The sequence below is a fragment of the Catenulispora rubra genome, assembly GCF_015356825.1.
Taxonomy (GTDB): domain Bacteria; phylum Actinomycetota; class Actinomycetes; order Streptomycetales; family Catenulisporaceae; genus Catenulispora; species Catenulispora rubra.
Map to the genome: position 1 here is coordinate 1 of NZ_JAACYW010000043.1, position 26,508 is coordinate 26,508.

The 26,508-nt window shown below is 67.7% G+C and carries 17 protein-coding genes and 4 pseudogenes; 16 read left to right on the forward strand and 5 right to left on the reverse strand.

Annotated elements, in window-relative coordinates:
* The 11 genes and pseudogenes from GWK61_RS14850 to GWK61_RS14905 form a co-directional block, all read left to right on the forward strand.
* A pseudogene (locus tag GWK61_RS14850) lies at positions 1-493 on the forward strand (integrase); the annotation flags it as partial.
* Entirely contained in the window at positions 490-2,361 is a 1,872-nt protein-coding gene (locus tag GWK61_RS14855) for a hypothetical protein (RefSeq protein ID WP_194908948.1), read from the forward strand. The pseudogene GWK61_RS14850 and the gene GWK61_RS14855, both read left to right, overlap by 4 nt.
* On the forward strand, positions 2,358-4,439 hold the full coding sequence (locus GWK61_RS14860; RefSeq protein ID WP_194908949.1) for a hypothetical protein: 2,082 nt from the start codon (positions 2,358-2,360) through the stop codon (positions 4,437-4,439). Before GWK61_RS14855 ends, GWK61_RS14860 begins: the two co-directional genes overlap by 4 nt.
* Positions 4,436-4,663, forward strand: coding sequence for a hypothetical protein (locus GWK61_RS14865; RefSeq protein WP_194908950.1), 228 nt, complete (start codon positions 4,436-4,438; stop codon positions 4,661-4,663). Before GWK61_RS14860 ends, GWK61_RS14865 begins: the two co-directional genes overlap by 4 nt.
* Positions 4,664-5,141: 478 nt before the next feature.
* A pseudogene (locus GWK61_RS14875) lies at positions 5,142-5,713 on the forward strand (Tn3 family transposase).
* A 78-nt stretch (positions 5,714-5,791) separates the two neighbouring features.
* The gene (locus GWK61_RS14880; protein WP_194908953.1) at positions 5,792-6,091 is read left to right on the forward strand and encodes a trypco2 family protein; all 300 of its coding nucleotides are present in this window, start codon (positions 5,792-5,794) and stop codon (positions 6,089-6,091) included.
* A gap of 2 nt (positions 6,092-6,093) precedes the next feature.
* Positions 6,094-10,530 carry an nSTAND1 domain-containing NTPase gene (locus GWK61_RS59505; protein WP_194908954.1) on the forward strand — a complete coding sequence of 1,479 codons (4,437 nt, stop codon included), beginning with the start codon at positions 6,094-6,096 and terminating at the stop codon, positions 10,528-10,530.
* A gap of 483 nt (positions 10,531-11,013) precedes the next feature.
* Complete coding sequence (locus GWK61_RS14890) at positions 11,014-11,376, forward strand: hypothetical protein (RefSeq protein ID WP_194908955.1); 363 nt, start codon at positions 11,014-11,016, stop codon at positions 11,374-11,376.
* Positions 11,373-11,801: a hypothetical protein gene (locus GWK61_RS14895; protein ID WP_194908956.1), complete on the forward strand. Its 429-nt coding sequence runs from the start codon at positions 11,373-11,375 to the stop codon at positions 11,799-11,801. The genes GWK61_RS14890 and GWK61_RS14895 overlap by 4 nt, the downstream gene beginning before the upstream one ends.
* A 68-nt stretch (positions 11,802-11,869) precedes the next feature.
* Positions 11,870-12,868 (forward strand): hypothetical protein, encoded by a 999-nt coding sequence (locus tag GWK61_RS14900; protein WP_194908957.1) that lies wholly within the window; start codon positions 11,870-11,872, stop codon positions 12,866-12,868.
* 749 nt (positions 12,869-13,617) lie between these two features.
* Positions 13,618-16,857 carry a CHAT domain-containing tetratricopeptide repeat protein gene (locus GWK61_RS14905; protein WP_194908958.1) on the forward strand — a complete coding sequence of 1,080 codons (3,240 nt, stop codon included), beginning with the start codon at positions 13,618-13,620 and terminating at the stop codon, positions 16,855-16,857.
* Positions 16,858-16,984: 127 nt separating this feature from the next.
* Here GWK61_RS14905 and GWK61_RS58510 read toward each other — a convergent pair whose 3' ends face one another.
* The gene (locus GWK61_RS58510; RefSeq protein ID WP_267254266.1) at positions 16,985-17,119 is read right to left on the reverse strand and encodes a hypothetical protein; all 135 of its coding nucleotides are present in this window, start codon (positions 17,117-17,119) and stop codon (positions 16,985-16,987) included.
* A 94-nt stretch (positions 17,120-17,213) separates the two neighbouring features.
* Positions 17,214-17,366: pseudogene (locus tag GWK61_RS14910) on the reverse strand (IS630 family transposase); the annotation flags it as partial.
* Between GWK61_RS14910 and GWK61_RS14915 the strand changes: the two are divergent.
* Positions 17,364-17,711: a hypothetical protein gene (locus GWK61_RS14915; protein ID WP_194908990.1), complete on the forward strand. Its 348-nt coding sequence runs from the start codon at positions 17,364-17,366 to the stop codon at positions 17,709-17,711. The pseudogene GWK61_RS14910 and the gene GWK61_RS14915 overlap by 3 nt on opposite strands.
* A 294-nt stretch (positions 17,712-18,005) precedes the next feature.
* On the opposite strand, the gene GWK61_RS14920 is transcribed toward GWK61_RS14915, so the two are convergent.
* Positions 18,006-18,470, reverse strand: a complete 465-nt coding sequence (locus GWK61_RS14920; RefSeq protein ID WP_194908959.1) for a hypothetical protein — start codon at positions 18,468-18,470, stop codon at positions 18,006-18,008.
* 388 nt (positions 18,471-18,858) lie between these two features.
* Between GWK61_RS14920 and GWK61_RS14925 the strand changes: the two genes are divergently transcribed.
* Positions 18,859-19,056: a DUF397 domain-containing protein gene (locus GWK61_RS14925; RefSeq protein ID WP_194908960.1), complete on the forward strand. Its 198-nt coding sequence runs from the start codon at positions 18,859-18,861 to the stop codon at positions 19,054-19,056.
* A 362-nt stretch (positions 19,057-19,418) separates the two neighbouring features.
* Here GWK61_RS14925 and GWK61_RS58515 read toward each other — a convergent pair whose 3' ends face one another.
* Positions 19,419-19,607, reverse strand: coding sequence for a hypothetical protein (locus GWK61_RS58515; protein WP_267254269.1), 189 nt, complete (start codon positions 19,605-19,607; stop codon positions 19,419-19,421).
* Between GWK61_RS58515 and GWK61_RS61680 the strand changes: the two are divergent.
* From GWK61_RS61680 to GWK61_RS14935, 3 genes and pseudogenes are all read left to right on the forward strand, one after another.
* Positions 19,539-19,877, forward strand: a pseudogene (locus GWK61_RS61680) (hypothetical protein); the annotation flags it as partial. The gene GWK61_RS58515 and the pseudogene GWK61_RS61680 overlap by 69 nt on opposite strands.
* 21 nt (positions 19,878-19,898) lie before the next feature.
* A complete protein-coding gene (locus GWK61_RS14930) occupies positions 19,899-21,668 on the forward strand; it encodes a tetratricopeptide repeat protein (RefSeq protein WP_499700779.1) in 1,770 nt (589 codons plus the stop codon).
* 330 nt (positions 21,669-21,998) lie between these two features.
* A complete protein-coding gene (locus tag GWK61_RS14935) occupies positions 21,999-25,031 on the forward strand; it encodes an AfsR/SARP family transcriptional regulator (protein ID WP_194908962.1) in 3,033 nt (1,010 codons plus the stop codon).
* 530 nt (positions 25,032-25,561) lie between these two features.
* Here the strand turns inward: GWK61_RS14935 and GWK61_RS14940 are convergent.
* Entirely contained in the window at positions 25,562-26,359 is a 798-nt protein-coding gene (locus tag GWK61_RS14940; RefSeq protein ID WP_194908963.1) for a hypothetical protein, read from the reverse strand.
* Between the last annotated feature and the right edge of the window lie 149 nt (positions 26,360-26,508).

Sequence of the window (26,508 nt, forward strand, 5' to 3'; positions counted from 1 at the left end):
GGTGTTGGACGTCCGCGGGATCGGGCCGGGTGACCGGTTCCGGCTTCTGGCGGAGACCGAGGCGGGGTTGGAGCCGGCGATGTTCTGGTTGGGCGAGAATGGCATGCCGCTGACAGTGTCGACCTGGAAGGGCATTTTCGCCACGGCGAACCTGCGCTGCCGGGCGGTGGGGGTGGAGTTGAGTGCCCACGCGCACGCCCTGCGCCATACGTTCGCGGTGATCACCCTGGAGCAGTTGCAGCGCGGGCACATCAGGGCTTTGGCCGAGATGAACACCGATCAGCGATTGCACTATCAGAGGATCTTCGGGGATCCGATGGACTTGGTGCGACGCAGACTCGGGCACGCCTCGCAGCTGACGACGCTGATCTACCTGAACGCGTTGCAGGAGCTGGAGATGGAGACGCGCATGGCGCTGGTCCCTGACGGCTGGGAGGACCCGCGCGAGATGCCGCTGGCGCTGTTCGGCGTCGACGAGGGAACAGGGGCATGAGCCGGCGCACTGGACGTGGCAGCACCGGTCCGGGGCGGGGCTCGCCGCTGCCCGGTGACGGATTCCAGGTGCCTGTTCCGGTGCTGCCGTCGGTGACCGGTTCGCTGGTGGTGGAGTTCCACGGCGACGATGGACGGCGGCGGTCCTTCGACTTTGGCGAGTTGCCCATGCGGGGATGGCGGTCGATGCTGGCTCAGGCGTTCGCGCTGCGCACCGGGTACGGAGGCGCTGTCCGCACCCTGACCAGCGCCCAGAGCACGATGACGATGACCAAGCGTTTCGTCTGCTGGCTGGATGGACTGGACCGGCCGCCCGCGACGCCAGCCGATTGCAGGCGCGTCCACATCAACGCCTTCTTCGCGCGCACCGAACACGCCCCGGTGACTCGCCAGCGCGATCTGGCCGATCTGCGGGAGCTGTTGCGACCGGTGCGCTCGCGGATGCCGGAGGAAGTATTCGATGCGCTATGCCGTCGGAACATCCGCCAGGAGGCCGCCGGGGTAGGCGGTTTCTCGGACGGGGAGTGGAACCGGTTGCTGGCAGCTGCCCGTACCGACTGCGCGGCGGTGGCCCGGCGGCTGAGGGCCGGCAGGGAACTGGCCCGGGTGTTCCGGGAACAGCCGGGGCTGCTCGGCGGCGTCGAGCGGCTCAGGGGCGCGACTCTGGCCGCCACGCAGGACACCGGGACAGTTCCCGGCTTCTCGGGCAGCGGGTTCTCCACCCGCAAAGAGATGGCCGGTCAGCTGGCGCTGTGCCTGGACGACTTGTCGCCGGTGATGGTCCTGATGACCGCGCTGACCGAGCGCAACGGCGAGACCGTCAAGGAGCTTCCAGCCCAGCATCGGGTGCTGGAGAGCCGGGCAGTGGAGCTGACAGTCATTAAACGTCGCCGCGGAGCGGCTTCGTGGACGGAGACGGTGACATGGGAGATCGGGCGGCCGGGTCGGGAGCTGCACACTCCGGGAGGTCTCTATCTGCTGCTGCACGACCTTACCGAGCACGCCCGGTCAGTCTGCGGATCTCCGCTGCTGCTGTGCATCTGGTCGCAGCGCAACCAACTGAGCAGTCGCGGGGAGTACTACGCGCCGTTCCAGGACACACTGCACCCCCAACAACCACGCGGGCTGATGTCCTGGGCGCTGCACCGGCCACGGCCCCTGCTGGCCGACCCGGTGACAGCCGACTCGCACGACGAAGCCCCGGCACCGGCTGAGCCGCTGGCCTTGACCCTCAATCGGGTCAAGACCACCGCCGACGCACACCGGACCAGAAGCCTTGGCGGGCACCTGCCCTCCTCGGCAAAGTCGAACACGGCGCAGGTGCTATTCCGCCACTACCTCCGCCCTGACCTGGCGACCCGGGAATGGGCCGATGGAGTGGTACAGGATGCGCTGCGCGAGGCCGAACACAGCGTCCTGATGGCACACGAACAGCAGGCGCTGCGCGCTCACCAGGAAGCCGCGCGGGCACGGGGCGGAGGGGCGAGGGTCATCGAGGCGGACGTCGCCAGGGAGCTGCTACCGCTGGCCCAGGAGACCGCTTGGGGGGCATGCCGCGACGCCGAGCACCACCCGGTGACGAACACACCATGCCAGGACTCGCTGCTGGACTGCCTACACTGCGGAAACTGCCTGGTCACCCGTGACCACCTGCCCGCCCTGCTAGCGCTGCTCGATGCCCTGTCAGCGCGCTATCAGCGCATGGACATCGACCAGTGGTGGCGCCGCTACGGCCCGGCCTGGGCTGCGCTGCGGCGCGACATCCTCGTGAAGTTCGACCCGGCCGAGGTCGAAGCAGCCCGCACCCGGCTGGCCCCGAACGCCGATGAGCTGCTGGACCTGGTCGAAAACCCTTGGGAGCATCCGTGAGCACTGCCCTGTCCGAGCCGATCGGCGACGACCCGTTCGTGCTGCGCGCTCGTCGGCTCCGTCCCGGCGTCCTCCTGCAGGCGACCGCCCGTTTCAGCAGCCCGGTATGGGACCTGTCTCCGGCGCTGCTTAAGGAGAATGCCTCGGCGCTGAGGCTCTACTTCGACACCATCCCGGACCGGTTCCAGAACGCGGCCAGGCGGCTGTTCGAGGCGCTGTTGTCCGGTCCGCTCCCTGATGGTGAGATCAGGCCCGACATCGCCAGGATTCGCCAGACGTTCACCGGGCTGAAGACGTTTCTGGTCTGGCTCGATGCGCGCTGGCTGCCCGAGCGGGCCGGGCTCGGGCACCTGACCGGCGAGGATCTGGAGGCCTACGTCAGGCACCTGCTGACGGTGATGCCGGACCGCCCCCGCCGACGCGTGACGCTGCGCCGCCAAGTACGGCTGCTCTGGCACTGGAGGTCAGCCCTGGGGCCCGACGCGCTCAGGTTCGATCCGCTGATGGTCGACGGCTGGCTGGAGACGACTGGCGCTCACGGCCGGGAGAACTCTACCGCTCGTATTCCCGAACCCGTGCTCGGGGCGCTCTTGGCCTGGGCGTTGCGGTTCGTCGATGACTTTGCCGAGGACATCCTGCGCGCCGAGCAACTGCGCCGCAGGCTGCGTGCACCACTGGAACAGACCGGGCGGCTCAAACCTGGCGAGGCTGTCGCCAGGATCCGGGCCGCGCTGGATGAGCATGTCGCCGATGACCGCCCGCTGCCGGGCCGGCAGGGCCAGCTCAACAGGTTCTACTTCGCGCAGCTGCTGCGGATCGAGCGCTCCCACCTGACCAGACCGCGGTGCCAGGCCGAGATCGACACCGTGATCGAGAAGGTTGGCCTGACCTCGACGACTTGTTACGACATGACCATCACCGCCCGGCTCAACGGCCGTCCCTGGGCGGCTGGCATCGGCACCGACCACTGCGAGCCATACGGTCTGGCCAGGCTGGCCAGGACGGTGCAAGCCGCCGCCTACGTGATCATCGCTTTCCTCAGCGGGATACGCGACTGCGAAATTAAGCACTTACAACGTGGCTGCCTGCACATCCAGCGCGACGCCGACGGGAACGCCTATCGCTGGAAGGTCGCGAGCCTGGCGTTCAAGGGCGAGATCGATATCGCGGGCGCCCCGGCGGTGTGGACGGTCGGCGAACCGGTGGCCCGAGCCGTTGCCGTCCTGGAGACCCTCCAGCTCCCCGACCAGACGTTCCTGTTCGCCCGGCTTCACCACAGCCCCGCATACAGCAGGGGCCTTGGCCAAGCGCTGAGCTCCGCCGCCACTAACGAACAGCTCAACGAGTTCGTCGCCTGGATCACCGACTACTGCCGTCAGACCGGCCGCCTGGACGGCATCCCCTTGATCGACAAGCGCGTGTTCAACCTCACCACCAGTCAGTTCCGTAGAACCCTTGCCTGGTTCATCGCCCGCCGCCCCGGCGGTGTGATCGCCGGCGCGCTGGCCTACCGACACCACTCGATTCAAATGTTCGAGGGCTACGCGGGAACCAGCGACTCCGGCTTCCGCGCCGAGGTCGAAGCCGAGCAGGCCATAACCCGCGGAGCGGTCTACATGGAAATGATCGAAGCCCACGACCACCTCGATCTTGCCGGGCCTTCAGCTGCCGAGGCCGCCGAACGGCTCAAGGACTTCGGCGACCGGGCCCAGTATCAAGGAAGGATGGCTCTCGACCGGAGCCGACTCCTGCGGATCATGAAGAACAACGATCCGGCGATCTACCCAGGCGAGTTCGTGACCTGCGTCCACAACGCTGCCACCGCGCTCTGCGAGAAAGCCAAGAACGCCCGCGCCGAAGGACTGCCCGAACACGGCGGCTGCCTCCCGCTGGCCTGCCGCAACGTCGCATTGACCGATGAGAACACCCGCGCCTGGCAGCGGGAGCTGCACCGAATCGAGGAACGCCTGAACGCTGGCCGGGCCCTGCCGCCCCTGCTCGCGGCCCGTCTGACTACCCGCCACGCCGAGATCAGCCAGTTCCTCGCCCGACATGCACAGATCGCGCCGACCTCATGAACCGCGACGTCTCCGAAGCGGCCGCCCGCAGACGTCTGGAGGAGATGCTCCGGGCCTGCCATGCCGAAAACACCCGCCCCAGCGTCCTGACGCTTGCCGGCCAGCTCGGAATGAGCAACACCACGTTCCGCCGCCGCTTTCCGGAGATCGCCAGCGAGATTGCTGCGCACCGCACGCCGTCCGCCCGCACCCCGGCCGACGGCCGAGCCCGAACGACATCCTGACCGCGCGAAACGCCAAGCTGCGCCGCGCCAACCGGGAACTCACCGACCAGCTCAAGCTGGCCGCCGCGCAGATCCAACACCTCGCTCTGCGCAACGCGCGTCTGACACGAGCACTGGAGGACCAAGCCAACGTCACCCGCCTCGGCCGCCACCGGTGACGAGCCCCTCGAGCGTCTACGTTTCCTGTTCGATAGGCGACGCCGGACCACCTCCGCCTGGTCAGACGTCACCGGAGCGAGCGACGAGGACCAGGCCCATAATGCGGGGACCGGAATACGATCTTGCACCGCGACTTCGACGAGGTCATCTAGGTCGCACCGAATACCTGGACCATATGCCGTTAACGACCGTGTCACCTGACCCAAACGGCTGTGATCAAGCCGTCTGACGTGCTGCTCTTCTTCGGTTCGGCTGATTGCCCCTTCTCAGGGTTCGGATTACGGCATGATGCGCGGCCATGGGGCGGCAGATAGTCGGGATGGCAGCACGCCTGGCCCAGGTGCTGCATCGGACGATCGACTGGAAGGTCATCGAGGACAACTACGACTTGGTGATGAAGTACGCCGCGGCCATCGACTCGGGGACCGCCACAGCCGAGGCGGTGCTGTCACGGTTCCGCGGCGGGTCTCCCACCCGGCCTACCAGGCGATGCTGGAGATCGGTAAGGCTCAAAGAACGATCTTCATACGTCGTTATCTGCGCGATCGGGACCTTCAGCGGCAGATCGAGGAAGGGCTGAACGTCGTAGAGGCCTGGAACCGCGCCAACGCGGTGATCGCCTACGGCAAATCCGGGGAGATCTCCACCAACCGCAAGAAGGAGCTGGAGATGACGGTGGCGTGCCTGCGGATCTTGCAAGCGGGCCTCGTATACGTGAATACCCTGATGCTCCAGCACGTCCTGGCCGAGCCCGAGTGGGCCGACCTGTTGGGTCCGGCCGATCGGCGCGGCCTGACGGCGCTGTTCTGGGAGCACATCCGCCCTTACGGGGAGGTGCGCTTGAACCTGTCGAACCGTCTGAGCATCGGCGGTGGCTCCGCAGCAGCGTAGGACGACCTGATGGCGTGCCCGGTACGAGGTGTGGCGGGCTATGGAAACGGGCGAGCCCGAGAATGAAGGGGTGGAGGCATGATCGAGCTGACTGCTTTGATCAGACAACTGCGGATGGAGTTGCAGGAGGCGGTGGTCGCCGGCGATGGCGCGGCTCTTCGGTTCGAGCTGGGGCCGATCGAGCTGGAGGTCGTCGTGGCGGTGGAGCGTTCCGCCGAAACCGGTAGCAAGCTGCGCTTCTTGGTGGCGGAAGCACACGCCGACGGCAAGTGGGATGCCACCCGGACCCAGCGGATCAAGCTCACTCTCACCCCGAAGCTGGACGGCACGGAGGTCACCGCGCTCATCGCCGGGACGGCCGAGCCCGGCGAGGAGTAAGCGTGGCAGCCGACGGGCCGGAGAAGGGGCGCGCTGTCCAAGTCGTCGCACACCACCGGAACGGAAAGGACAAGCTCGGCTCCGGATACCTGGTCACCGCCAACCTGGTGATAACCGCACAGCATGTGGTGGGTGACGCGGCCCGCGTGAGCATCCGATTCGTTGACGCGCCTGGCCGGGTCCGCAAGGAGACCGGAAGAACGGAGTGGGCGCACGAGGACGTGGACGTGGCGCTGGTACGCCTGAACGTTTCCGTCTCGCATCCGGGCTCGATAAAACCGGTCCGGTACGGAAGGCTAACCGGCGAGGCGGAATGCCAAGCGGTGGGCTACCCCTGGTTCACGCTGCGCGACGGAGGCAGGAGAGCCGCCGCGGCGTCCCCGGGCAAGTACCGGGAATCTCGCCACATCCGTGCGACCTGCAATCCCTTCAACAACGACATTTCGGGGATGCTGCAGCTGGCTGTCGGTTCGCCACCCCCGCCGCATCCGGATGGTCCCGAGCGCTCACCCTGGGAAGGGATGTCCGGGGCCGCCGTGTTCGCCGAAGGCGTCTTGATCGGGATCGTGACCGATAACTTCTGGCGCGAGGGGCCGGGCCTGCTGACCGCGCGGCGCGTCGAACAGTGGTACACACTGCCGACTGACCAACTGGCAGCACTGAGCGGGCTGATCGGTGTGCCGGACGCCGATCATCAGCTGATCCCCATGCGATCCATAACTGGTCCGGCAGCGCCCAGCCGGGGATCGGCCGCATCCCGCCCGTCGGCGGTCGCCACCGCGATGACCGAGTCTCCTTACCGGGGTCTGGCAGCGTTCGAAGAACAGGACGCCGATTTCTACTTCGGCCGCAACGAGGCTGTCGGTCAGGTGCTGCGTCGCATGTCGCACTGTCTGAGCAGTTCGGGGCTGTTGATGGTGTCCGGCGTGTCGGGGGTGGGCAAGTCATCGCTGCTGCAGGCCGGAGTACTGTCACAAATCCGCAGCGATGGGCTTGACGGTGCTCCGGAGGCGGCGCAGTGGCCGTCTGTGGTGCTCACGCCGGGCCGGGATCCGCTGCACGAGTTGGCCAACATCGCTGCGCTCGCCGGACTCGACGCAGCCACGACGCATCAGGCGATCAAGGCCGATCCCTCGGGTTTCGCGCTCACGGCGCGCCAGGTCGCGCAGGTTCGGCCCGTCGGAACAGAGCCGGGCCGACTCACGGCCGGGCGCAGCCGAAGACTGCTGCTCATCGTCGACCAGTTCGAGCAGCTTTTCACCCAGTGTCACGATGAAGACCAGCGCGTCGCTTTCCTTACTGCCCTGGAAGCGGCAGCGGGATGTGGCTCTGATGCCGGGAATCGCGCTGCCGCCCTGGTGGTGCTGGTGGTCCGCGCCGACTTCGAGGCGCGCTGCGCGGCCTATCCGCTGCTGACCAACGTGGTCCAGGACCGGTACCTGCTTACCGCAATGACGGAACGCCAACTGCGGATGGCAATCACCGAGCCCGCCAAGGAGCTCGGCTCGGACGTTGACGACGAACTCGTCAGGCAGCTGCTTGAGGAAATCCGTGGCCAAGCACCTGGACGCGATCCGATGGGGCCTGGACGTGGGATCGCGGCGCCTGCGGGCATCCTGCCCATGCTGTCCTATGCCCTGGACACGGCGTGGCGCACCCGTGCCCAGAACAAACTGATGATGGCCGACTACGACCGCACCGGGGGCATCGAACGCGCTGTCGCCACCAGCGCAGACGAAGCCTACAACGAGCTCACCCCCGCTCAGCAGGCTACCGCCCGCACAGTATTTCTTCGGTTGACCGCCACCAGCCCCGACGGCACCACTACTGCCGATCGTGTCCCCCGTGCCGAACTTCTCGGCGGCAAAGACACCATGAAGGCCCGCGACGTCGAGGCGGTTCTGGAAGCCTTCGCCGGCAAGCGGCTGCTGACCCTGTCCGCCGAAAGTGTGGAGATCAGCCACGAGGTTCTCTTCCGGGCCTGGCCGCAGTTGTACGAGGGCTGGCTCTTCGACACGCAAGCCGACCGCATCATCCGCTCCCGCATGCGGACAGCCGCCGGCGAGTGGGTCCGCCACAGCCGGGACCCGTCCTATCTGTATGCCGGAAGCCTGCTAAAGAACGCGCTCGACACGACGGACCGAATCGGCCCGGCTCGCCAGCCGGAGCTCAGTTCGGTCGAACAAGAATTCCTCCATGCCAGCACTCGGGCCCGCCGACGCATACGCGCCTCGCGGCGTGGCGGCCTCGCGGCGCTGCTCGCGTTGACTCTCGGGCTGGCAGTGGCGACCGCCGCGGCGTACCAGGCCAGCCGCACAGCTACCGCACAGCGCGATACCGCTGCCCGTCAGCGCAACGCGGCCATCGCCAGCCAGTTGGACACCGAGTCGCAGACAGCAACCGATCCGACTGCTTCAAAGATAGAGAGCTTGGCAGCATGGCACATCGACCCCACGCCCCAAACCCGATACGCCATGATCAACGCCGCGCTCCGCCCCATACCCGGAAGCCTGGCTAACTACATGCTCACGCTTCCCGTAAACCAAGTGGCAATCAGCCCTGACGGCAAGATGCTGGCCACCGGCAGTCACGACGGCACGGTACGGCTGTGGAACGTGGCCACCGCTCAACCGATCGGTCGCCCCCTCATCAACACTAATCAGTACACATTGATGGCCTTCAGCCCCGACAGCCAAACCCTTGCCGTCGCAGGTAGGGATGGCATCCGCGTGTGGAACGTGGCTACTCAACAGCCTATGGGACAGCTGGACATGCCACCTGATCTCCCTATGTCCATAGCCTTTAGCCCTGACGGAAAGATTCTGGCAACTGGGAACCTAGACGGCACTGTGGGGTTGTGGAACTTCGCCACCCGTCAGGCGATCACTGGCATCCTCACCGAGCGCGCCCTCACAACCCTAGGCGTCGCCGCGGTGGTGTTCAGCCCGGACGGAAAAACTCTGGCCACCGGCGACGAATACGGCGTACAGCTATGGGATATATCCACCAAGAAGCGAATTGGCAACCCGCTCTCTGCCTTGCGTGTGCGGTCGATGGCGTTCAGCCCCGACGGTCGAACCCTCGCAACTGGCCACGACGACGGCACTCGGTTGTGGAACGTGACCACAGGAAAACAGATCGGCAACCTGCTCGCGGCAAGCGCCCAGGGCAGGGTCATCAATGTGGCCTTCAGCTCGGACGGGACGACCCTGACCGCCAGCGACGTCAACGACACAGTGCAGAGCTGGAACGTGGCCACCCAGCAACCAATTGGCCAGCCCTGCACTTTCAGCGACGCCAACTATCCCGGCTTCTACACTGCGGTATATCGCCCGGGCGGCCATACGCTGGTCCTCGGACTCCAAGACGGCATGGCTTGGCTGTGCAGCCCAGCCGCGCAACACCCGACCGACCTGCCCCTCACCATCACCACGGTGGGCGGAGCAGCGTCCGCGGCGTTCAGCCCCGACGGCACCACCGTGGCCACCGGCAGTGAGGACGGCACAGTGCGGTTGTGGGACGTGGCCACCCAGCAGCAAATCGGCCAGACCCTCACCATCGGCAGCGACTACGACGGCGTTGCCTCCGTCGCATTCAGCCGCGACGGCCGGCTACTCGTCGCTGGCAGCCAGAGTGGCCTGGTGCGGTTGTGGGACGTGGCCACTCAGCGCCAGATCGGCCGCGACATCGCGGACGGGAGCAGCGCTCTCGACGGCGTTGCCTCGTTAGCGTTCAATCCGGACGGCCGAGCCCTGGCTATCGGCGACAACATGGGCCGCGTGAGCTTGTGGGACGTAGCGACTCGGCGCCAGACGAGCCGCTTCTCGACCACCCGTTCAACCTTGTCTCCCGCCACCTCCGTCGCGTTCAGCCCCGACGGCCGGACCATCGCCACCGGGAGCGGCAAATACGGCATTCTGGGCGACACTGCACGGCTATGGAATACAGCCACACAGCGAAGTATCGGCAACCCACTTGGTATCGGCCAGGCATTGGCGTTCAGTCCTGATGGCCGGACCGTCGTCACAGGCGGACCAAACGACGTGGTGCAGCTGTGGAACTCAGCCACGGGACAGCAAGTCGGTCAACCAATCACGGGCGGCACGACCGGTGCAAAGGTCAACGCGGCGACGTTCAGCCCCGACGGACAAGTCCTCGTCACCATCGGCGACAACGGCACCACGCAAGTATGGGATGTAGCCACTCGGCAGCTGATCGGTCAACCCATCACCGGCAGCGGCACAGTTCACGCGGCGATCTTCCGTCCAGACGGTCTGACCCTGGCTATTGCGGACACAGGTGGCATACGAGCCTTTGACGCAAACGAGATCATGAACCCGCTCGCACAGATCTGCGCCCAAATAGGATACGAAATCTCCCCCGACGAGTGGCGACAGTATGTGCCACCTGGCCCGGCGTATAGCAGGGTCTGCCCATAGCGTTGGGCCGCTATCCCCATCCGACCACGAGCGGTACCCCTGCCCAGGGCGATATCAGCACGGCGCACGGCCATTTAGAGAATACTAATTCTCTAAAGTAGAATCCTGGCATGGTTTAGCGAACGCGCTCCCGGAGGGTCAGCAGAGCCCGGATTCTGGTTTAGAGAACAGGAGGCCGCCTTCATCGGTCCGCCGTGGACGGCGTCCGGCACCCGTCCCGGACCGGTTCGCCGCGGTACTCGACGACTACACCGATCAGCTGGCCGAGGTACCGCTGTCACAAGCGACCCGGCGCACCTACATCTCCAAGGTGCGCCAAGAGCGCGGCCTCCGGGCTCTGCGACGCCCACCAGTTCCACCGGGTCAAGAAGAGGTTGTCACTCCAGGCGTTCTTGGCGCTGCCGGACCTGACTCCGATGCCGAGGATCGGCGGCTGCCAGGTCGCGGCCTGCTATCGCGACCGGAACAGCCCGACCAGCGGGCGTGTTCTTTACGCTCGGCGCTTTCTGGTTCTGGATCTTCATCAGCAAGGAACGCACTGCGCAGCTCGAAGCGCTGAACAGGGCTCTCCGTGACCTTCGGACCACCCGTGTCCGGGTTTCGCTGCAGCAATCGCGGCCTGTTTCCAGCAAAGGATCCGCTCCACGGCTCTCGCGCCGTTTGACGGGGCTGGCGACGATCGCGCCGCCGGCTGCCGATCGTGGCCGGTTCGTCGAGGAGTGGAACGCCGAGCTTTTCGTGCACTCCCGTCTCCAGCGGGCGAATTTCGTGATCGGTATCTGGCGCAAGCTTCCGGCCATGGCTTGGGGACTGCGCATCCACGGCCGTAGACAGAGCGTCCGATGACCACGCTCCCCACCTCCATCTCCAAGGGAATCCGTCACATGCGCGCAGCCACGGCCAGCGCAGCTACCGGGGTCGCGGGCTGGGCCGCCGGGATTGGGCTCGGCTGGCCCGCCGTGATCGTTGCGGCGGTCGTCTTCATCTCGATCGTCGCGACGCTGATATGGGTACTCAGCGACGGGAACCGCAGCCTGCGCCTGGCTCAGCTGGTCTGCACGGTCCGCACCAGGAAACTCACTTCGCGCGACCCCTCCTTGAGCTTCGGTATCGAGCGACCGAACACGAAACAGCCGATCGTCACTGCGCCGGTCCTCAAAGAGCTGCCGCGCCAGCGCTCGAGCGCTACGCGGTCCCCGCGATCGAAAGCCGCCGGGCCGGCGCAACCTGACGCCAATGGAGCCGAGATCGGGGAGCGTCTGGCGGGCTAGTCGCTCCCCGCCACGGAAGCCACTTCGAGTGGGCGCCGCACGCACCGTTCCATGCGATGCTTCGCCACATGCTGCTGCTGTTCGTCGCCTTGGTAATCTTGGGCATCGCTTCACTTACGCGCCGTAACAAGTTCCTCCCTGACCAGGTGATTGGTGTTCTGGCACTAGGGGGAGCCAGCACGATTCTATGGGGCTGGGCATTTTCGGGGCCGGACACGCCCGGACCAGCCGCATCTGGTGGTCCCCGGACAGCCGCGTCGACGATAGGGCCGAACACGCCTGATCTGGACGCCAACCGCCAGCCTGCCGAGCCAGGACTAGGGCCGGGCATGACCTCGCCCGCCATAGCTGCCGCCTCGAATCCGTCGACGGACGAGACAAACTTCGCACCAGCGACGTCGACATACCCTTCGGCTACTTCAAGCCCCGCCTCGTTCACTGCCGGCTTCCACAAGTACGTCGCAGAAGCTTGGCTGACCCCTGCCGAGCTCCCCTTCGCTGCGGAGTTCTCGTGGCAGGGCAACGGTCAGACACCGGTCGGGGCGACGGGGGTGACTCAGCAGGACTGGTACACCTGCAACCCCACCGGAAAGGAGTGGGGCTACGACCCAGCGAAGGACGGCGTCCAAGCTGTCAACTTCACGGCACCCCCCGGCAACCCACAGGCCCAACTGGAGGAGCGGATGATCTTCTTCGCGGACTCGCAGGCCGCCAGTCACGCTCTCGACCAGATCACTGCCGACTTCACCACCTGCAAGACGGTGACCGCCCTGCCGGGTTTCGGGATGGAGGGCATAGAGCTGGTCAGGTTGAACAAGACAGCAACCATCGATGGCGGCTTTGCCTATCTTCACACCGCGCGCAGATTCGACAGAACGCGGGGCACCGGCGTGGGGCACTGGGGAACCGACGCGCACGAGTACTTCGTCCAGCGCGGCAACATCCTCGTCCTCATCAGCCTCTTTGCGCAGGGCGCTGCTGGCGGCAATGCAATGGACGCAACGACCACGGACAGCACCATCTTGCAGCAGGCGGCAGCTCATCTCGTGGTGGCCTACGGAGGCTGAGATGCTGCGTCGCAGTTAGGCGGCAGGGCTAGCGGCAAGTTCTTTCCGGATCCGGGAGAGCCGGTCTGACGGGAAGAGTTCGATCCGGAGCCATCGGCCAACGTTCGGATCCTCGCAAGGGACGAGCCACACTCGTTATCTTGGGTTGTCAAGTGAACTTGCTGGTGATCTGGTCGTGATGCCTTTAGGCAAGTAAGGCATGTTGCCTGGGACGCGTACTGGTGGCGTTCAAGATGACGCGCACACGCTGGGGCGGTCGTCCCCAGCGCAAACGGGAACGACCGCCCCAAACCTGTACTACGACTTGTTGTCGGTCCTGACTCCCCTGCTGGCGTCGCGGCTTGCGTTAGTGTTCGAGGATCAAGGTGATGAGGGCGTGGACGGCGCCGCGCACGGTAGCGGCGCGGTGGACCACAGCCTCCCTCACCTCCATCATCGTCTTCTGATCCGCGACTTCCCTTTTTTCGTCGGCTGCTGTCGGCGGTGCTTGGTCATGGTGTCTCGCTGGCGGGGTTCGGGTTTCGTGGTGTGGGCGTCCGGAGGCCATGGAATCTGTGGGTTCCGATTCCGGCGATGGGCCGCGTGCGGTCGGCCGGGCCTCTACCTGGTGACGTCGTGGTTCCGGGTATTTCCGGGCGTCCGGCGTCACCGCTGCCGCGCCAGGCTGCGGCATGAGTACGATCCCTGAGAAAGGGTTCGTTCTTGCGCGAGGACGCCACACCATCGGGGTGTGCGAGGAGGCGAAGCCGATGTCCAGCCGGGATCCCGCCACGGCGAGCAGGCAGGCAGCCCGCCTGCTCAGCGTCTACGAGCGAAGCGGAGAACTCTCCGTCCTCGTCGAGACGATCGCGCTGTTCCGTGCGGCACTGGACAACGCGCCCGAAGGCCACCCGCACCGCGCTGCGCATCTGAGCAATCTCGGGGCCACGCTCAGAGAGCTCTCCGGACGCACTGGGGACGCGAACGCGCTGGCTGAGGCGGTGCAGTTGGCGAAGAAGGCAGTTGCCGCCACTCCCGTCGGCAGCACCGGCCGGCCGATCTACTCGAGCATGCTCGGGTCCGCCCTCCAGCTGCAGTTCGAGCGCACCGGCGACGTGGAAGCCCTGACCGAAGCCGTCGCGCTGGCGCGGGAGGCGGTGGCGGCCACCTCCACCGACCATCCCAACCGCGCCGGGTACCTGAACAACCTGGCGCCCAGTCTCAAGATGCTGTACGACCAGACCGGGGATCCAGTCCTGCTCGCCGAGGCGGTCCAGGCCGGCCGTGACGCCGTCGCCGCCATCCCCGAGGGCCACCCCGACCGCGCCAAGTACCTGGGCAACCTCGGGGCGTCCCTGCAAACGCTGTTCAGTCGTACCGGCGATCTGGAGGTACTGGCCGAGGCGGTCCAGGCCGGACGTGGAGCCGTGACCGCGACGGCCGACACCGATCCGTACCTTGCCATGCGGCTGAACAACCTCTCCATCTCGCTCTTGGGACTGGCCAGACGTACAGGAGACACAGGTGCCCTCACCGAGGCCGTCGAGCTGGGCCGGCAGGCGGTCGCCGCCACTCCCAGCGACGATCCCGGCCGCTCGCCGCACCTGAACACGCTGGGGAACGCCCTTCAGGCACGCTCGGATTACACCGGCGACCCGGAAGCCCTGGTTCAGGCGGCCCGGATCAGGAGAGAGGCGTTGGCAGCCTGCCCGAAGGGCGGCGCCAACCACGCGTCGTATCTGCGCAACCTCGCGAGCAGCCTCTGGAGGCTGTCCGAACACACGGGAAACGTGGCGACGTTGACGGAGGCGGTCGCGCTGGCGAAGGAGGCGGTGAACGACAGCCCGACAGGGAGTTCCCACCACGCTTCGGACCTGAGCACCCTCGCCGCAGCCCTGGAGTCCCTGTCCGAACGCACGGGGAACCCGAAAGGGGTGACAGAGGCCGTCGAGGTCATGCGCAAGGCCGTGGCCGCCATCCCCGACGGCCACCCCGACCGTCCGATTTACCTCAACCTCCTCGGCACGACCCTGCAGAGCCTTTCGAAGCGCACCGAGCACTCGGGACTGGTGATCGAGGCGGTCGCAGTCCACCGCGACGCCGTGGCGGCCACCCCCGCTGACCATCCCGACCGCAGTTCCCATGTGACCAACCTCGGGAACGCCGTCCAGGAACTCTGGAAGAGCAACGGGAGTACGGAGACCCTGATCGAGGCGGTCCGACTCCACCGCGACGCCGTGGCGGCTACCCCCGTCAGTCATCCCACCCACGCCATGTGTCTCAGCAACCTCGGCAACGCCCTCCACCACCTTTTCGAGCAAACAGGCGACCCGGCAGTCGTGGCCGACGCGCTCGCGTGCTTCCGGGAAGCCGGCGTTAACACCGCCGCCGATCCACACGTCCGGCTCTACGGATGGCAGCGAGCCGCCGCCATCCTGGCAGCCGGGGACAGTCCCGATTCCCTCGCTGCGGCGGAAGCCGCGGTGGAACTGCTGCCCCAGGCATCTCCTCGCTGGCATGTCCACGCCGATCGCGCATACCAGCTCGGCAAGTTCAGCCACCTGGCGGGAACCGTCGCTGCGGCGGCGATCACCGCCGGGAATCCCGAGCGGGCGGTGGAGCTACTTGAGCAGACCCGGGGCGTGTCGGTGTCCGATGCTCTCGACGCCCGCGACAGCGACGTGGCACGACTGAGCCAGGCCGATCCCCGTTCGGCCGAGGAGTTCAAGGAGCTGCGAGCCCGCTTCGACGTTCTCGGCCGGGAGAGGCAAGCCGCCTGGGATCAGCTGCTCGCCCGGATCCGCGGCCGGGACGGCTTCGCCGACTTCCTCGCGCCCCCGTCGATCACGAAGCTGGCCGGCCATGCCAACACGGGACCGATCGTGTTCGTGTACACCAGTCGCGGCCGCTGTGACGCGTTGATCCTTACTCCCGATCCGCAGCGCCCCGTTCGCCTAGTGCCGCTGACGAAGCTCACCGAGTCCGACGCCGTCGACCGGGCCGCCCGGCTCACTCGGGCCGCCCGGCTCACTCGGGCCGCCCGGCTCACTCGGGCCGCCCGGAATGCGACGGCTCCTCCGAGGGATCTGAAGCCCGAGTCGCGAATGTCCGCGCAGGCGGAGCTGCTCGCGATTCTGGCCTGGATCTGGGACACCATCGCGGCACCCGTGTTCGAAGCCCTCGATCTCACCGCCACCCCGGGCGACGACCGGCCCTGGCCCCGCGTGTGGTGGATCCCCGTCGGCATCATGGCGTTCCTGCCCCTGCACGCCGCAGGCCACCACGCCGACCTGATGGCGACGGACCCCGCCCGATCGGCGAATCCCCGTACAGTGCTGGACCGCGCCGTCTCCTCGTACGCCACCTCGTTACGCAGCCTCGCGTACGCGCGTAACCAACATCCCAGCGCCGACATCAACACCACCGTGGTCGTCGGGGTGCCTGACGCCCCGGACACCCAGCAGCTGCCGGGCGTCACCGCCGAGGTCGCCACCCTCGCGAGGCTCCTCCCGGACGCCCTGATCTTGGCGAACCCCACCCGCGCCACAGTCCTGGCCGCCCTGCCCGATCACCGGGTGGCGCACTTCGCCTGCCACGGCCATGCCGACCTGGACAACCCTGCCGGCAGCCAGCTAATCCTGCGCGACCACAGCAGCAGGGCGCTGACCGTCGCCGACGTCAGCGCCCTGCGCCTCGTCGGCGGCCTGGCGTACCTGTCGGCCTGCGATACCACGGTCACCCACCCGCGTCTGGCCAACGAGGCCGTCCACCTCGCCGGCGCCTTCCACCTCGCCGGCTACCAACACGTCATCGGCACCCTGTGGCCCATCGACGACGCGATCGCCCACGACATCGCCCAGGACTTTTACAGCGAGCTCACCGCGGAAGGCACGATCCCGCCCCGGACGGACCAAAGCGCCCACGCGATCCATCACGCCGTCCGCCGAGTGCGGACCGAATACCCTCAAGCTCCGACGTTGTGGGCAGCTCACACCCACACCGGGCCCTGAGGCCGGCTCCGTCGTCCAAACGACACACGAAGGTGCCTCCCGGAAACCTTCTCCGAAAAACACCTCGCGCGCCCCCGATCGACGACCTCCTTGGCCACCCAGCCCTGTCGAGAGCACCACCCAGCGGTCACGCCTCTGGCAGGTCTTTCTCCCAGGCTGAGGTCTCGGGGCTCCAGCGCCAGATGGCGCCGCGCATGGCATCAGTTGGGTCGATGTCAATGAGGGCCAACCTTGCTTCGTCGCTGAACTCCTCGGGAAGCACGATGACGAGCGTTATCTTGGGTTGTCAAGCGATCTGGCTGGTGATCGCATTGCATGGTCTATAGGCAAGTAGTCTCGTGATCTTCAGCACAGCGCTAGTGTCCTGAGTCATTGATCCGTCGGCAGTAACTTGCCAAGGTCTCGAGGATCTGGTCGGCGGTCTTGGTCCAGACATACGGGCGTGGATCGTCGTTCCAGTCGGCGATCCAGGCGCGGATGTCGCGTTCAAGGGCTTGTGTGGAGCGGTGGACGCCGAGGATTTGCGCCAGATCGCCCGCGACGTCCTGGAGGAGAAGACCAGCCCGGCCGCCGCCGTCGACGGCTTCGTGCGGGCGCACCTGGGGTGCCTCGGAACCTGGCACGACGCACTCGACCAGCTCGACGCCGACCTGCGCGACAGCCGCGGCCAGCTGCCCGACTGGGCCGCACCGATGACCTGCGGCGTCGCCCGCGATCTGTTCGAGGCCGACCTCGCGCTGAAGAACGCCGTCATCGAGTTCCACCACGGCTCGGAGGGGCTGTACCTCAACCCGGCCTACGGCTTCGAGTACTGCCTGTCCAACGGCTACGCCGGCCCGTTCCGATCTCGATGACCGGCATCCGGCGGCGGTCGAGGGGCAGCGGTGAGCGTCACTAGCTCCCGGCCCCCGGAACCGCCGCCGTCCGGATCGTCGCGGCCGACGCCGCGACCGCCGACGCGGTCCTGGCCGCGCTCACCGGACGCTTCCCCCGCGCTCGCCGACGCCGACCGCTACCCGGCCGGCGCGCGGACCGGCACCCGCCTATACGTCACCGTCGAAACCCCGCAGGGATCAACGACGGTAGAGCTCTGATCCGGATTCCGCGGCTGCGACGGTCCTTCGCGGGGGAGCCGGTCTGCGCGACGGTCAGATGACTCTGTACGGGGCTAGCCCATCGGAGTCGAGTACCACGTTGCGCCAGGTGCGATCAGCGGGGCCGTGTACCGGCATGATCGTGTTGAGGTCGCCGACCGGGACATCCCAGCCATCCGTGATCTCGGCCCTGGCCGAGAGATCGACCGTGTGCCTGACCAAGTCAACGCGGTAACCGGTGCGCACATGCAGATGCACAAGCATTAGTCGGTCGACCTTGGACGGGTCGAACGGCTCCGCGTTGCGCCTGGCGAGGACGACGTTGCCGTCCTTGTCGATCCGGACGGACTTCGCATCACTGCGCCCCGATGAGCTGAACACGTCGTAGCCGCGCTGCTGCCCGCCGCCCCAGAGCGCATCGGCGTCCTGTGCGTGGGCGTGCTCGGCAGTGACCGCTTCGGCGAGCACCGACCGCACGGTCGCGAGCCCGCGCCCCTCCCAGTCGCTGAACATCTCCATCGTGACCTCCTGTGGGTGTAGATGACCCGGGTCGTGAGTGTCTGTGCGATCGTCCTGCCCGGAACCGTTTCGTCAATGCGTTGACTACGCCGGTTGAGTGCGGCCCGGAGCGAGGACCCGCTCGTCGCCTGCACCGACTGGTGACGCGGGCGTCCCGCCGGCCGGCTCGCAGGGAGCGGAACCTGCTGGTGATGTCGCCCGGAGGGCAGCAGCACCGCCGCAAGGCCTGCGGCCCAGGGCCCGGACTTGAAGGTCGGCGCCCGCAGCATCTTGATCGTAAAGCTACGGAGTTTTTACGTCCCCAGCACCGCATGGTGTGGTCACAGGCGCTGAAGGACCTGGAAGACGCGGGTTCGGGGCGTGAGGATCAGGTGAAAGGGGGCGAGTCGTGGGCTCGCGAGGATGGTTCAAGAGCAGCTTCAGCCCGACCCAGGGCAACAACTGCGTGCTGGTGCAGTTCGTCGGTCCTGCGGTGCAGGTGCGCGACAGCAAGGTTGTCGGCGGGCCGGTGCTGGAGTTCAACCGCGGCGAGTGGGAAGCGTTCCTGCTGGGCGCGTTCAACGGCGAGTTCGAGATGCCGCTGTAAGTGGAAATGTTGGGCTAGATGCCACCTGGCAAACGATACGGCGCGGCTCACCGGGGTTCCGGTGGGCCGCGCCGGTCGGCGTCTGGAGTGGGTGGCGGGGCCCGGGCCTGGGCTTGGCCTGGTTTGCGTATTAGAGTTCTGATATGTGGTGTGGCGACGTGGTCGCCTTGGGTGGCGGGAGGCGCGGTATGGAGCGCGGGGGCGACGTCGAGAACGGTTCTGGAGCGTCGGGTCAGGCGGTGTCGTCGTCTCTGTCGGGTACGGCCGGCGATGTGGTGCAGGCCCGCGACATCAGCGGCGGGGTGCACTTCCACACGCCCGCGGGACCGGCTGGGCCGGTGCCGCAACAGTTGCCGCGCGACCTACGTGGCTTCGTCGGGCGCGATCGTGAACTTGCACATATGCAGGCTGTAGTGGTCGACGACGGGCCCGAGCCCCGGCTGATCGTGATCGTCGGGATGGCCGGCGGAGGTAAGACGGCGCTGGCCGTGCACCTTGCGCACCGGGTGCACGACCGGTTCGGCGACGGGCAGCTGTTCGTGAACCTGCACGGCTACGACGATGGTCCGCCTGTGCCGCCGGCGACAGTCCTGGAGCGGTTCCTGCGGGCCCTGGGGACGGCCCCGGCAGCGATCCCCCCGGAGCTGGAGGAACGCGCGGAGCTGTACCGGTCGCTGATCGCGGGCCGGCGGATGCTAGTGGTGCTCGACAACGCGGCCACCGCAGGCCAGGTCCGCCCCCTGCTACCGGGGGACTCGTCAACGGCGGTGGTAGTCACCAGCCGCAGTCGCATGGCCGGGCTGTCGGCCCGGGACGGCGCCCACCGTGTGACTCTGGGGCTGTTGGAGGACAAGGAGGCGGTGGCGCTGTTCGACGCTGCCACCGCCGACTACCGCAGCGGCGATGATCCGGTCCTGGTCGGCGAGCTGGCCCGGTTGTGTGCGCGGCTGCCGCTGGCGCTGCGGATCGCCGCCGAGCGCGCCGCGGCCCGGCCCATGATGCCGTTGGAAGACCTGATTGAGGACCTGCGTGGAGAGTCCACTGTTTGGGAGGCGCTTTCCGCGGATGACGATGCCGAAGCCGACGCGGTGCGGACCGTGTTCGCCTGGTCCTACCGGGCGCTGCCGGGCACCGCGGCCCGGGCGTTCCGGCTGCTGGGCCAACATCCGGGCCCGGACTTCGAGCCTGGCGCCGCAGCCGCGCTGATCGGCCTGCCGGCCGACCGCACTCGAACGCTGCTGGACGCCTTGGCCGGAGCGCACCTGATCGAGCAGACCGGCCCACGACGGTTCCAGTTCCACGACCTGCTGCGCGCCTTCGCCCACGACCTGGCAGACGGCGAAGACACCGACGCCGAGCACCGCGCGGCACTCGTACGGCTGACGGACTGGTATCTGTACAGTGCCGACGCCGCGGTGCAGGCCATGGGAAATCCGGGCCTGAAGCTCAGTGTGCTCACGGACCCTCCCGAGGCCGCCGCGCGGCCGGCCGGCTTCGACACCGCATCGCAGGCGGTGGACTGGTATAGCCAGGAAGGACCGAACATCCTGGCCGTGACCAGGGCAGCTGCCGCCGCCGGGATGGATGAGACGGTCTGGAAGCTCGCCGTCACCGTGAACACCCTGCAAGAATCGCGCAGTGCGCTGGATGACGCCCTGGCCACCGGGACGCTGGGACTTCAGGCGGCCCGCCGCCTCGGCGACGACAGCGCCGAGGCCCGGATATTGGAGAACCTCGGATACGCCTATCGTGTCACCGGCCGACTTGACGAGGCCGTCGAGAGCTTCCATGCTGCCGAACACTCCTATGCTGGCCGAGGCGACGCGATCGGTGCCCTTCGAGCGGCCAACTCCCTCGGGCTGGTTCACGTGTGGCGCCGCGAGCTCGACGCCGCCGCCGACCGATTCCAGCAGGCGCACCGCGCCGCGCGAGACAACGACCAGCCGACCTTGCAAGCCATCACCGTAGGCAACCTCGGTGTCACCCGCCTGAATCAGGGCTTCCTGAACGAGGCCGTCGACCTGCTCAACGAAGCCCTGGTCGCCCAGCAGGAAGCAAACTGCCACCGATCCCTGCGCATCGAACCGTTGACGGACCTGGTCCGTGCTCACCGGGAGGCCGGCGACCTAGACGCCGCCGAACGCTATGCGCGCCTGGCCGACGAGGCGCTGGCAGGCGGGGAGACATATCTAGCCGGGAAGGTGGAGCTGCTGCTCCAACACGCCGCCAACCAAGTCGCCAGGGCTGACATCGAGCAAGCCTTGGAAACCTATTGGCATTGTGTCCAGCTGCAGCGTCCGCTTGGCGATCGCAGGCAAGAGGCCATCGCGTACACCGGAATCGGCGATCTGTTGGCCGTACAAGGCCAACGCGAGCAGGCCATTGACTTTCATCGCCGCGCCGTAGAGTTGCGCCGTGCCGGGCCTGATGCCTTTGGGCTGGCTGATGCGCTGGCCCGTCTCGCCGACATTCTCGAATCCGACGGCCAGACTGGCGCGGCGCAGGCCGCGGACACCGAAGCCGCAGGCCTGCTCGACCGCTACGCCGACCCCCGTGCCACCTCACTTCGCGACCTCATCCGCGCGCGCCGGGACGTAGCGGACACCGAGTAGGCCTGCTGTCCGCTCCTTCGCTGGATTCGCCACCCTTCACAGACGTACTGTCCGCCGCGCTCTGCGGGACAATCGAGTGACACAGAATCCTGATAGGGGCAAGAGGATGTCTCGCCGCGATGAGCACCGGATCGCGCGCGCTGCCGGGCACTGGCCGGGGCGGCTGTCAGCGATGCCAACGCGCCCAGCCAATACCAACCTCCAGCGCTGTTCAGGAGGTGGCAAGACACAGGCTCGCGAGGCGGCGTGACGGTTCGCCGCTGCTTTGCTGTGCGACAGCGGGCGCCTTGGCTGCATCGTTGAGACTTTCGACTACGGGGTGGTCAGCCGATGAACGGCAGCCCAGACGCGACGCTGGAGTTCCAGGTACGCATGCTCGGCATGGTCCAGGCTGTCCACTGCGGCACCGTACTGGACCTGGGTGGCCTGCGGGCCAAGAGCATCCTGGCCGTGCTGATGCTGCATCCGGGCCAGGTCGTGCCCCGGCGCACCGTCATCGCCCACGCCTGGCCCGACGACCCCCCGGCCAGCGCCGCCGACCTGGTCACGGACTACGTCTCCAAACTGCGCAGGGCCCTGGCCCCCGCGACCGCCGCCGGACACGTAAGACTGGTGTCGCAGCGGCCGGGGTTCCGGGCCGACATCGCCCCCGACCTCATCGACGCCCACCGGTTCACCGAACTCCTCCGCGCGGCCGAACGCGACCGGAAAGGCCGCGAGGACGAACTCGCCGCCACCCACCTCCGCCAGGCCCTGGGCCTGTGGCGCGGCGAGATCGCCCTGTCCGACCTGGACACCCCGTGGCTGCGCTCCCAAGCCGACGTCCTCCTGGCCCGGCGGCTCGATGCGTTCGAGCAGCTGGCCGGGCTGTATCTGAACGCTGACGACCCCGCCGCCGCGGCGGCGCTGCTGCGCGAGGCAGTCCCGCGTCATCCCGAGCGCGACCGCATGGCCGCGCTGCTCGTCCAGGCCCTGGCCGCGCTCGGCGAACCCGGCCAAGCCGCCGACACCGCCGTCCACGTCGCCGCATCCCTCGCCGACCTGGGCCAGGCCCCCGGCCCCCACCTGCGCCAAGCCCACACTCAGGCCCTGCGCACCGGCAGCCGGCCGGCGACCGTACGCGGCCCGCTGCACCAGCTGCCCCTGGACCCACCGGCGTTCACCGGCCGCCAAGAAGAACTCACCACCCTGCTGACCCTGGCCGAACACGCCGCCGGGCAGGACACGCCGGCGGCCATCGAGATCTCCGCCATCGACGGCATGGGCGGCGTCGGCAAAACCGCCCTCGCGTTGCACGCCGCCCACGCCCTGACCGCACGCTTCCCCGACGGCCAGCTGTTCGTCGACCTGCAAGGAGCCCACGAACTCACCCCCCGCCCGCCCGGCGACGTCCTGGCCGAGTTCCTCCAGGCCTACGGCACCCCGCCCCAGCTCATCCCCGCCGAGACACCGGCACGGGCCGCGGCGTTCCGCAACCGGTTGGCTGGTACCCGCACCCTGATCCTGCTCGACAACGCCGGCAGCGAAGACCAGATACGACCCCTGCTCCCCGGAACCCCCGGCTGCCTGGTCCTGATCACCAGCCGCAAACGCCTCAAAGGCATCGACGACGCCCACCCCATCCCCCTGGACATCCTGCCGATCACGGATGCGGTCGCGCTGTTCCGCACCATCGCAGGACCCGGACGCATTCCCGGCGATGATCCGCTCCTGGAGGACATCGCACGAATGTGCGGACAGCTCCCGCTGGCACTGCGCATCACCGCCGCCGTGTTCCGCAACCGCCGCGCATGGACCCTGGAGAACTTGATCGATGACCTGCATGCCCGCGGTGCGGACCTGTCGGTGTTCGATGACGGCGACCGAAAGCTGGACGCGATCTTCGACCTGTCCTACCAGAACCTCAACCTCGACCAGCAGAGACTCTTCCGGTACCTCGGCCTCGTCCCCGGGCCCGACACCGACGCCTACGCCGCAGCCGCACTGACCGACACCGACCTACAGGACGCCGACCGCCTCCTGCAAGACCTCACAGACCACAACCTGCTCACCGAGACCAGCACCGGCCGCTACCGCCTGCACGACCTCCTCAGGCTTCACGCCCGCACCCAGGCCACGACGATCGACGCTGCCGGGGGGCGTGCGACGGCCCTGGACCGGCTCCTGCACTACTACGCCCACACCGCACAAACCGCCTCCGGAACCATCGCCCGCAGGCCCCTACCCGCACCCGACGGCCCCGGCCCCGACCACGCTCGCGACCTGGCCGACCCTGAAACCGCACGGGCCTGGCTGCGCATCGAATACCCCAATCTCGACGCCGCGTTCACCCTCGCCCACACCGGCCACCTCGAACAGCACGTCATTGCCCTGGCCGACGGGTTGGCCGAAATCCTGAACACCGACGGGCCCTGGACCCGCGCCATGCACATCCACCAGGCCGCCGAAACCGCCGCCCGCCACAACCAACCCACCGCCCACGCCACCGCCCTGAACGACCTGGGGCTGGTGCGGCGTCTGGTCGGGGACTATCCGGGGGCGGCGCAGGCCCAGGAGGAGGCCTTGGAGATCTTCCGGCAGCTCGGCCACCGCCTCGGCGAGGCCACCGCCCTGAACGACCTGGGGCTGGTGCGGTATCTGGTCGGGGACTATCCGGGGGCGGCGCAGGCCCAGGAGGAGGCCTTGGAGATCTTCCGGCAGCTCGGCAACCGCCTCGGCGAGGCCAACGCCCTGAACGACCTGGGGCTGGTGCGGTATCCGGTCGGGGACTATCCGGGGGCGGCAAATGCCCTGGAGGAGGCCTTGGAGATCTACCAGCAGCTCGGCCACCGCCTCGGCGAGGCCAGCGTCCTGAACGATCTGGGGCGGGTGCGGTATCTGGTCGGGGACTATCCGGGGGCGGTGCAGGCCCTGGAGGAGGCCTTGGAGATCTTCCGGCAGCTCGGCCACCGCCTCGGCGAGGCCACCGCCCTGAACGACCTGGGGCAGGTGCGGTATCTGGTCGGGGACTATCCGGGGGCGGCGCAGGCCCAGGAGGAGGCCATGGAGATCTACCGGCAGCTCGGCCACCGCGGCAATGAGGCCTGGGCGCTGAACCCGTATGCGGCCACCGTCGCCGCGCTCGGCGACCGCCCTCGCGCCCTCGCCCTCTACCAGCAGGCCCTGGCTATGAACCGGGAACTGGGCAAGCCCGACGATGAGGCCATCGCCCTGGAAGGCATCGCCGAGCATCACCTGGCCACCGGCAACCCCACCGAAGGTGCTGCGTACCTGAACCAGGCCCTGGAGATCTACCGGCGCCTAGGTATGCAGCGGGACATCGAACGGGCTCAGACCCGACTGGCCGAACTCGACGCGCAGTAGGCCGGCCCCGGACGCCGCGCCGGATGTCTTCTCGAAAGGGCCCTTCCGGGAAGTGACATTGTGCTGGCGGTGGCCACCACCGACCACGAACTCGCTGTGGACGCCCGGACCCTGACCCCTGACCGCGACCCCGGCTGCTGTGCTGCCCGGCGCGCAGGATTTCGCCGGGGTCGCGGCAGCCTGCGGCATCGAGGTGGATCTGGTCGACGTCGCCGGATCGGCGCCACGGCGGACGGCGGCCGCGCTGCCGGATCCCTCCCAGATCCCGGCACCTGCGGGCCTGTCGAACCTGGGGACCGGCCCGGTGTTCGTCGGTCGCGCAGCGGGCCCGCGTGGTCCTGGACCTCTATACCAGCCCCGGTGACCGGTGACGGACTACCGAAGACCCGACCGTCCTTACGGCCGCCAGCCGCCTACCGCCGACCCGATCCGGCCGTGTGCGCCGCCGCGTGCTGTCCGGCCTCGCTGCGCTGTTCGTCGCCGCAGGAGCCGTCGGTTTCGCGTCGCGCCCGCCCCGTCTTTGGGGACGGTCAGGACGTGCTCAGGCCCTTGAGCTGGCCGACGAGGTAGGTGGTCAGCTTCGCCGCCATGTCGGCGCCGTTGTGCGGGAGCGACGTGGCCACGGTGACTGCGACGACCTCGCCGCCGACGCGTGCGGTCTCCATAGTGACCCCGTACTCCCAGTCGGGACTCGTCGTGGTGATGACGTACGCCTCGTCTCCGACCCCGCTCACCGGCTTCTCCGTCACGGTGACCTTGGCCTTGGAATCAGGATCCGTGTAGTTCGGGCACTGGACCGACAATCCGGACAGGATCGACTCCGCCGTCTGGGCGTCCTCGGTGATGCCGTAGGCGTCGACATCCTGGGTGATTCTGCCGAGCTTGTCGGGTGCGTCGCTGGTGCTCATGGCGAAGGTTAGGCCGGAGCCACCCAGCGACTGAAAGCCGTTCGTGCCCAGTTTGGTGCAGTCCGGCTTGTCCGTGACGGCGTTCACGGATTCCTTCTGAAAATCGCCAGCGCTGTCCTGGGTGCTCGCTAGATCCCCGGTGTAGCCGGACGGCATCATCGAGGTCGGCGCGAGCAGTGACTGCAACTTGGTGCCGTTGGGGATGCCGGCCAGCGGGTTGCTCGTAGTGGTGGTGGCGTCCTCCGGAGCCGTCGTGGCGGTGTCGTCGGCGGAGGTTGTCGCCGCCGCGCTGGACGTCGCCGTGGGCGAGGAGACCTTCGCCGCGGTAGCGCTGGCTTTGCCGCCCCCGCACCCCGCCGTCAACAGTGCCGTCGCCGCAACAGCGGCCAATGTCCAGCGCGTCGCGGCCGAATTACGCATAGTGCGTGGTCCCTCCCCTGGTGATCCCCGTGCGCGGCACACTTTAGCGTGATCACTCGGGTCCTCCCGACGCGCCGTTCATGGTCGTGCCACAGCCTCGGCCACACGCTTCTTCATAGCCTCACCCTCCTTCACCGTCCATCAGTGGT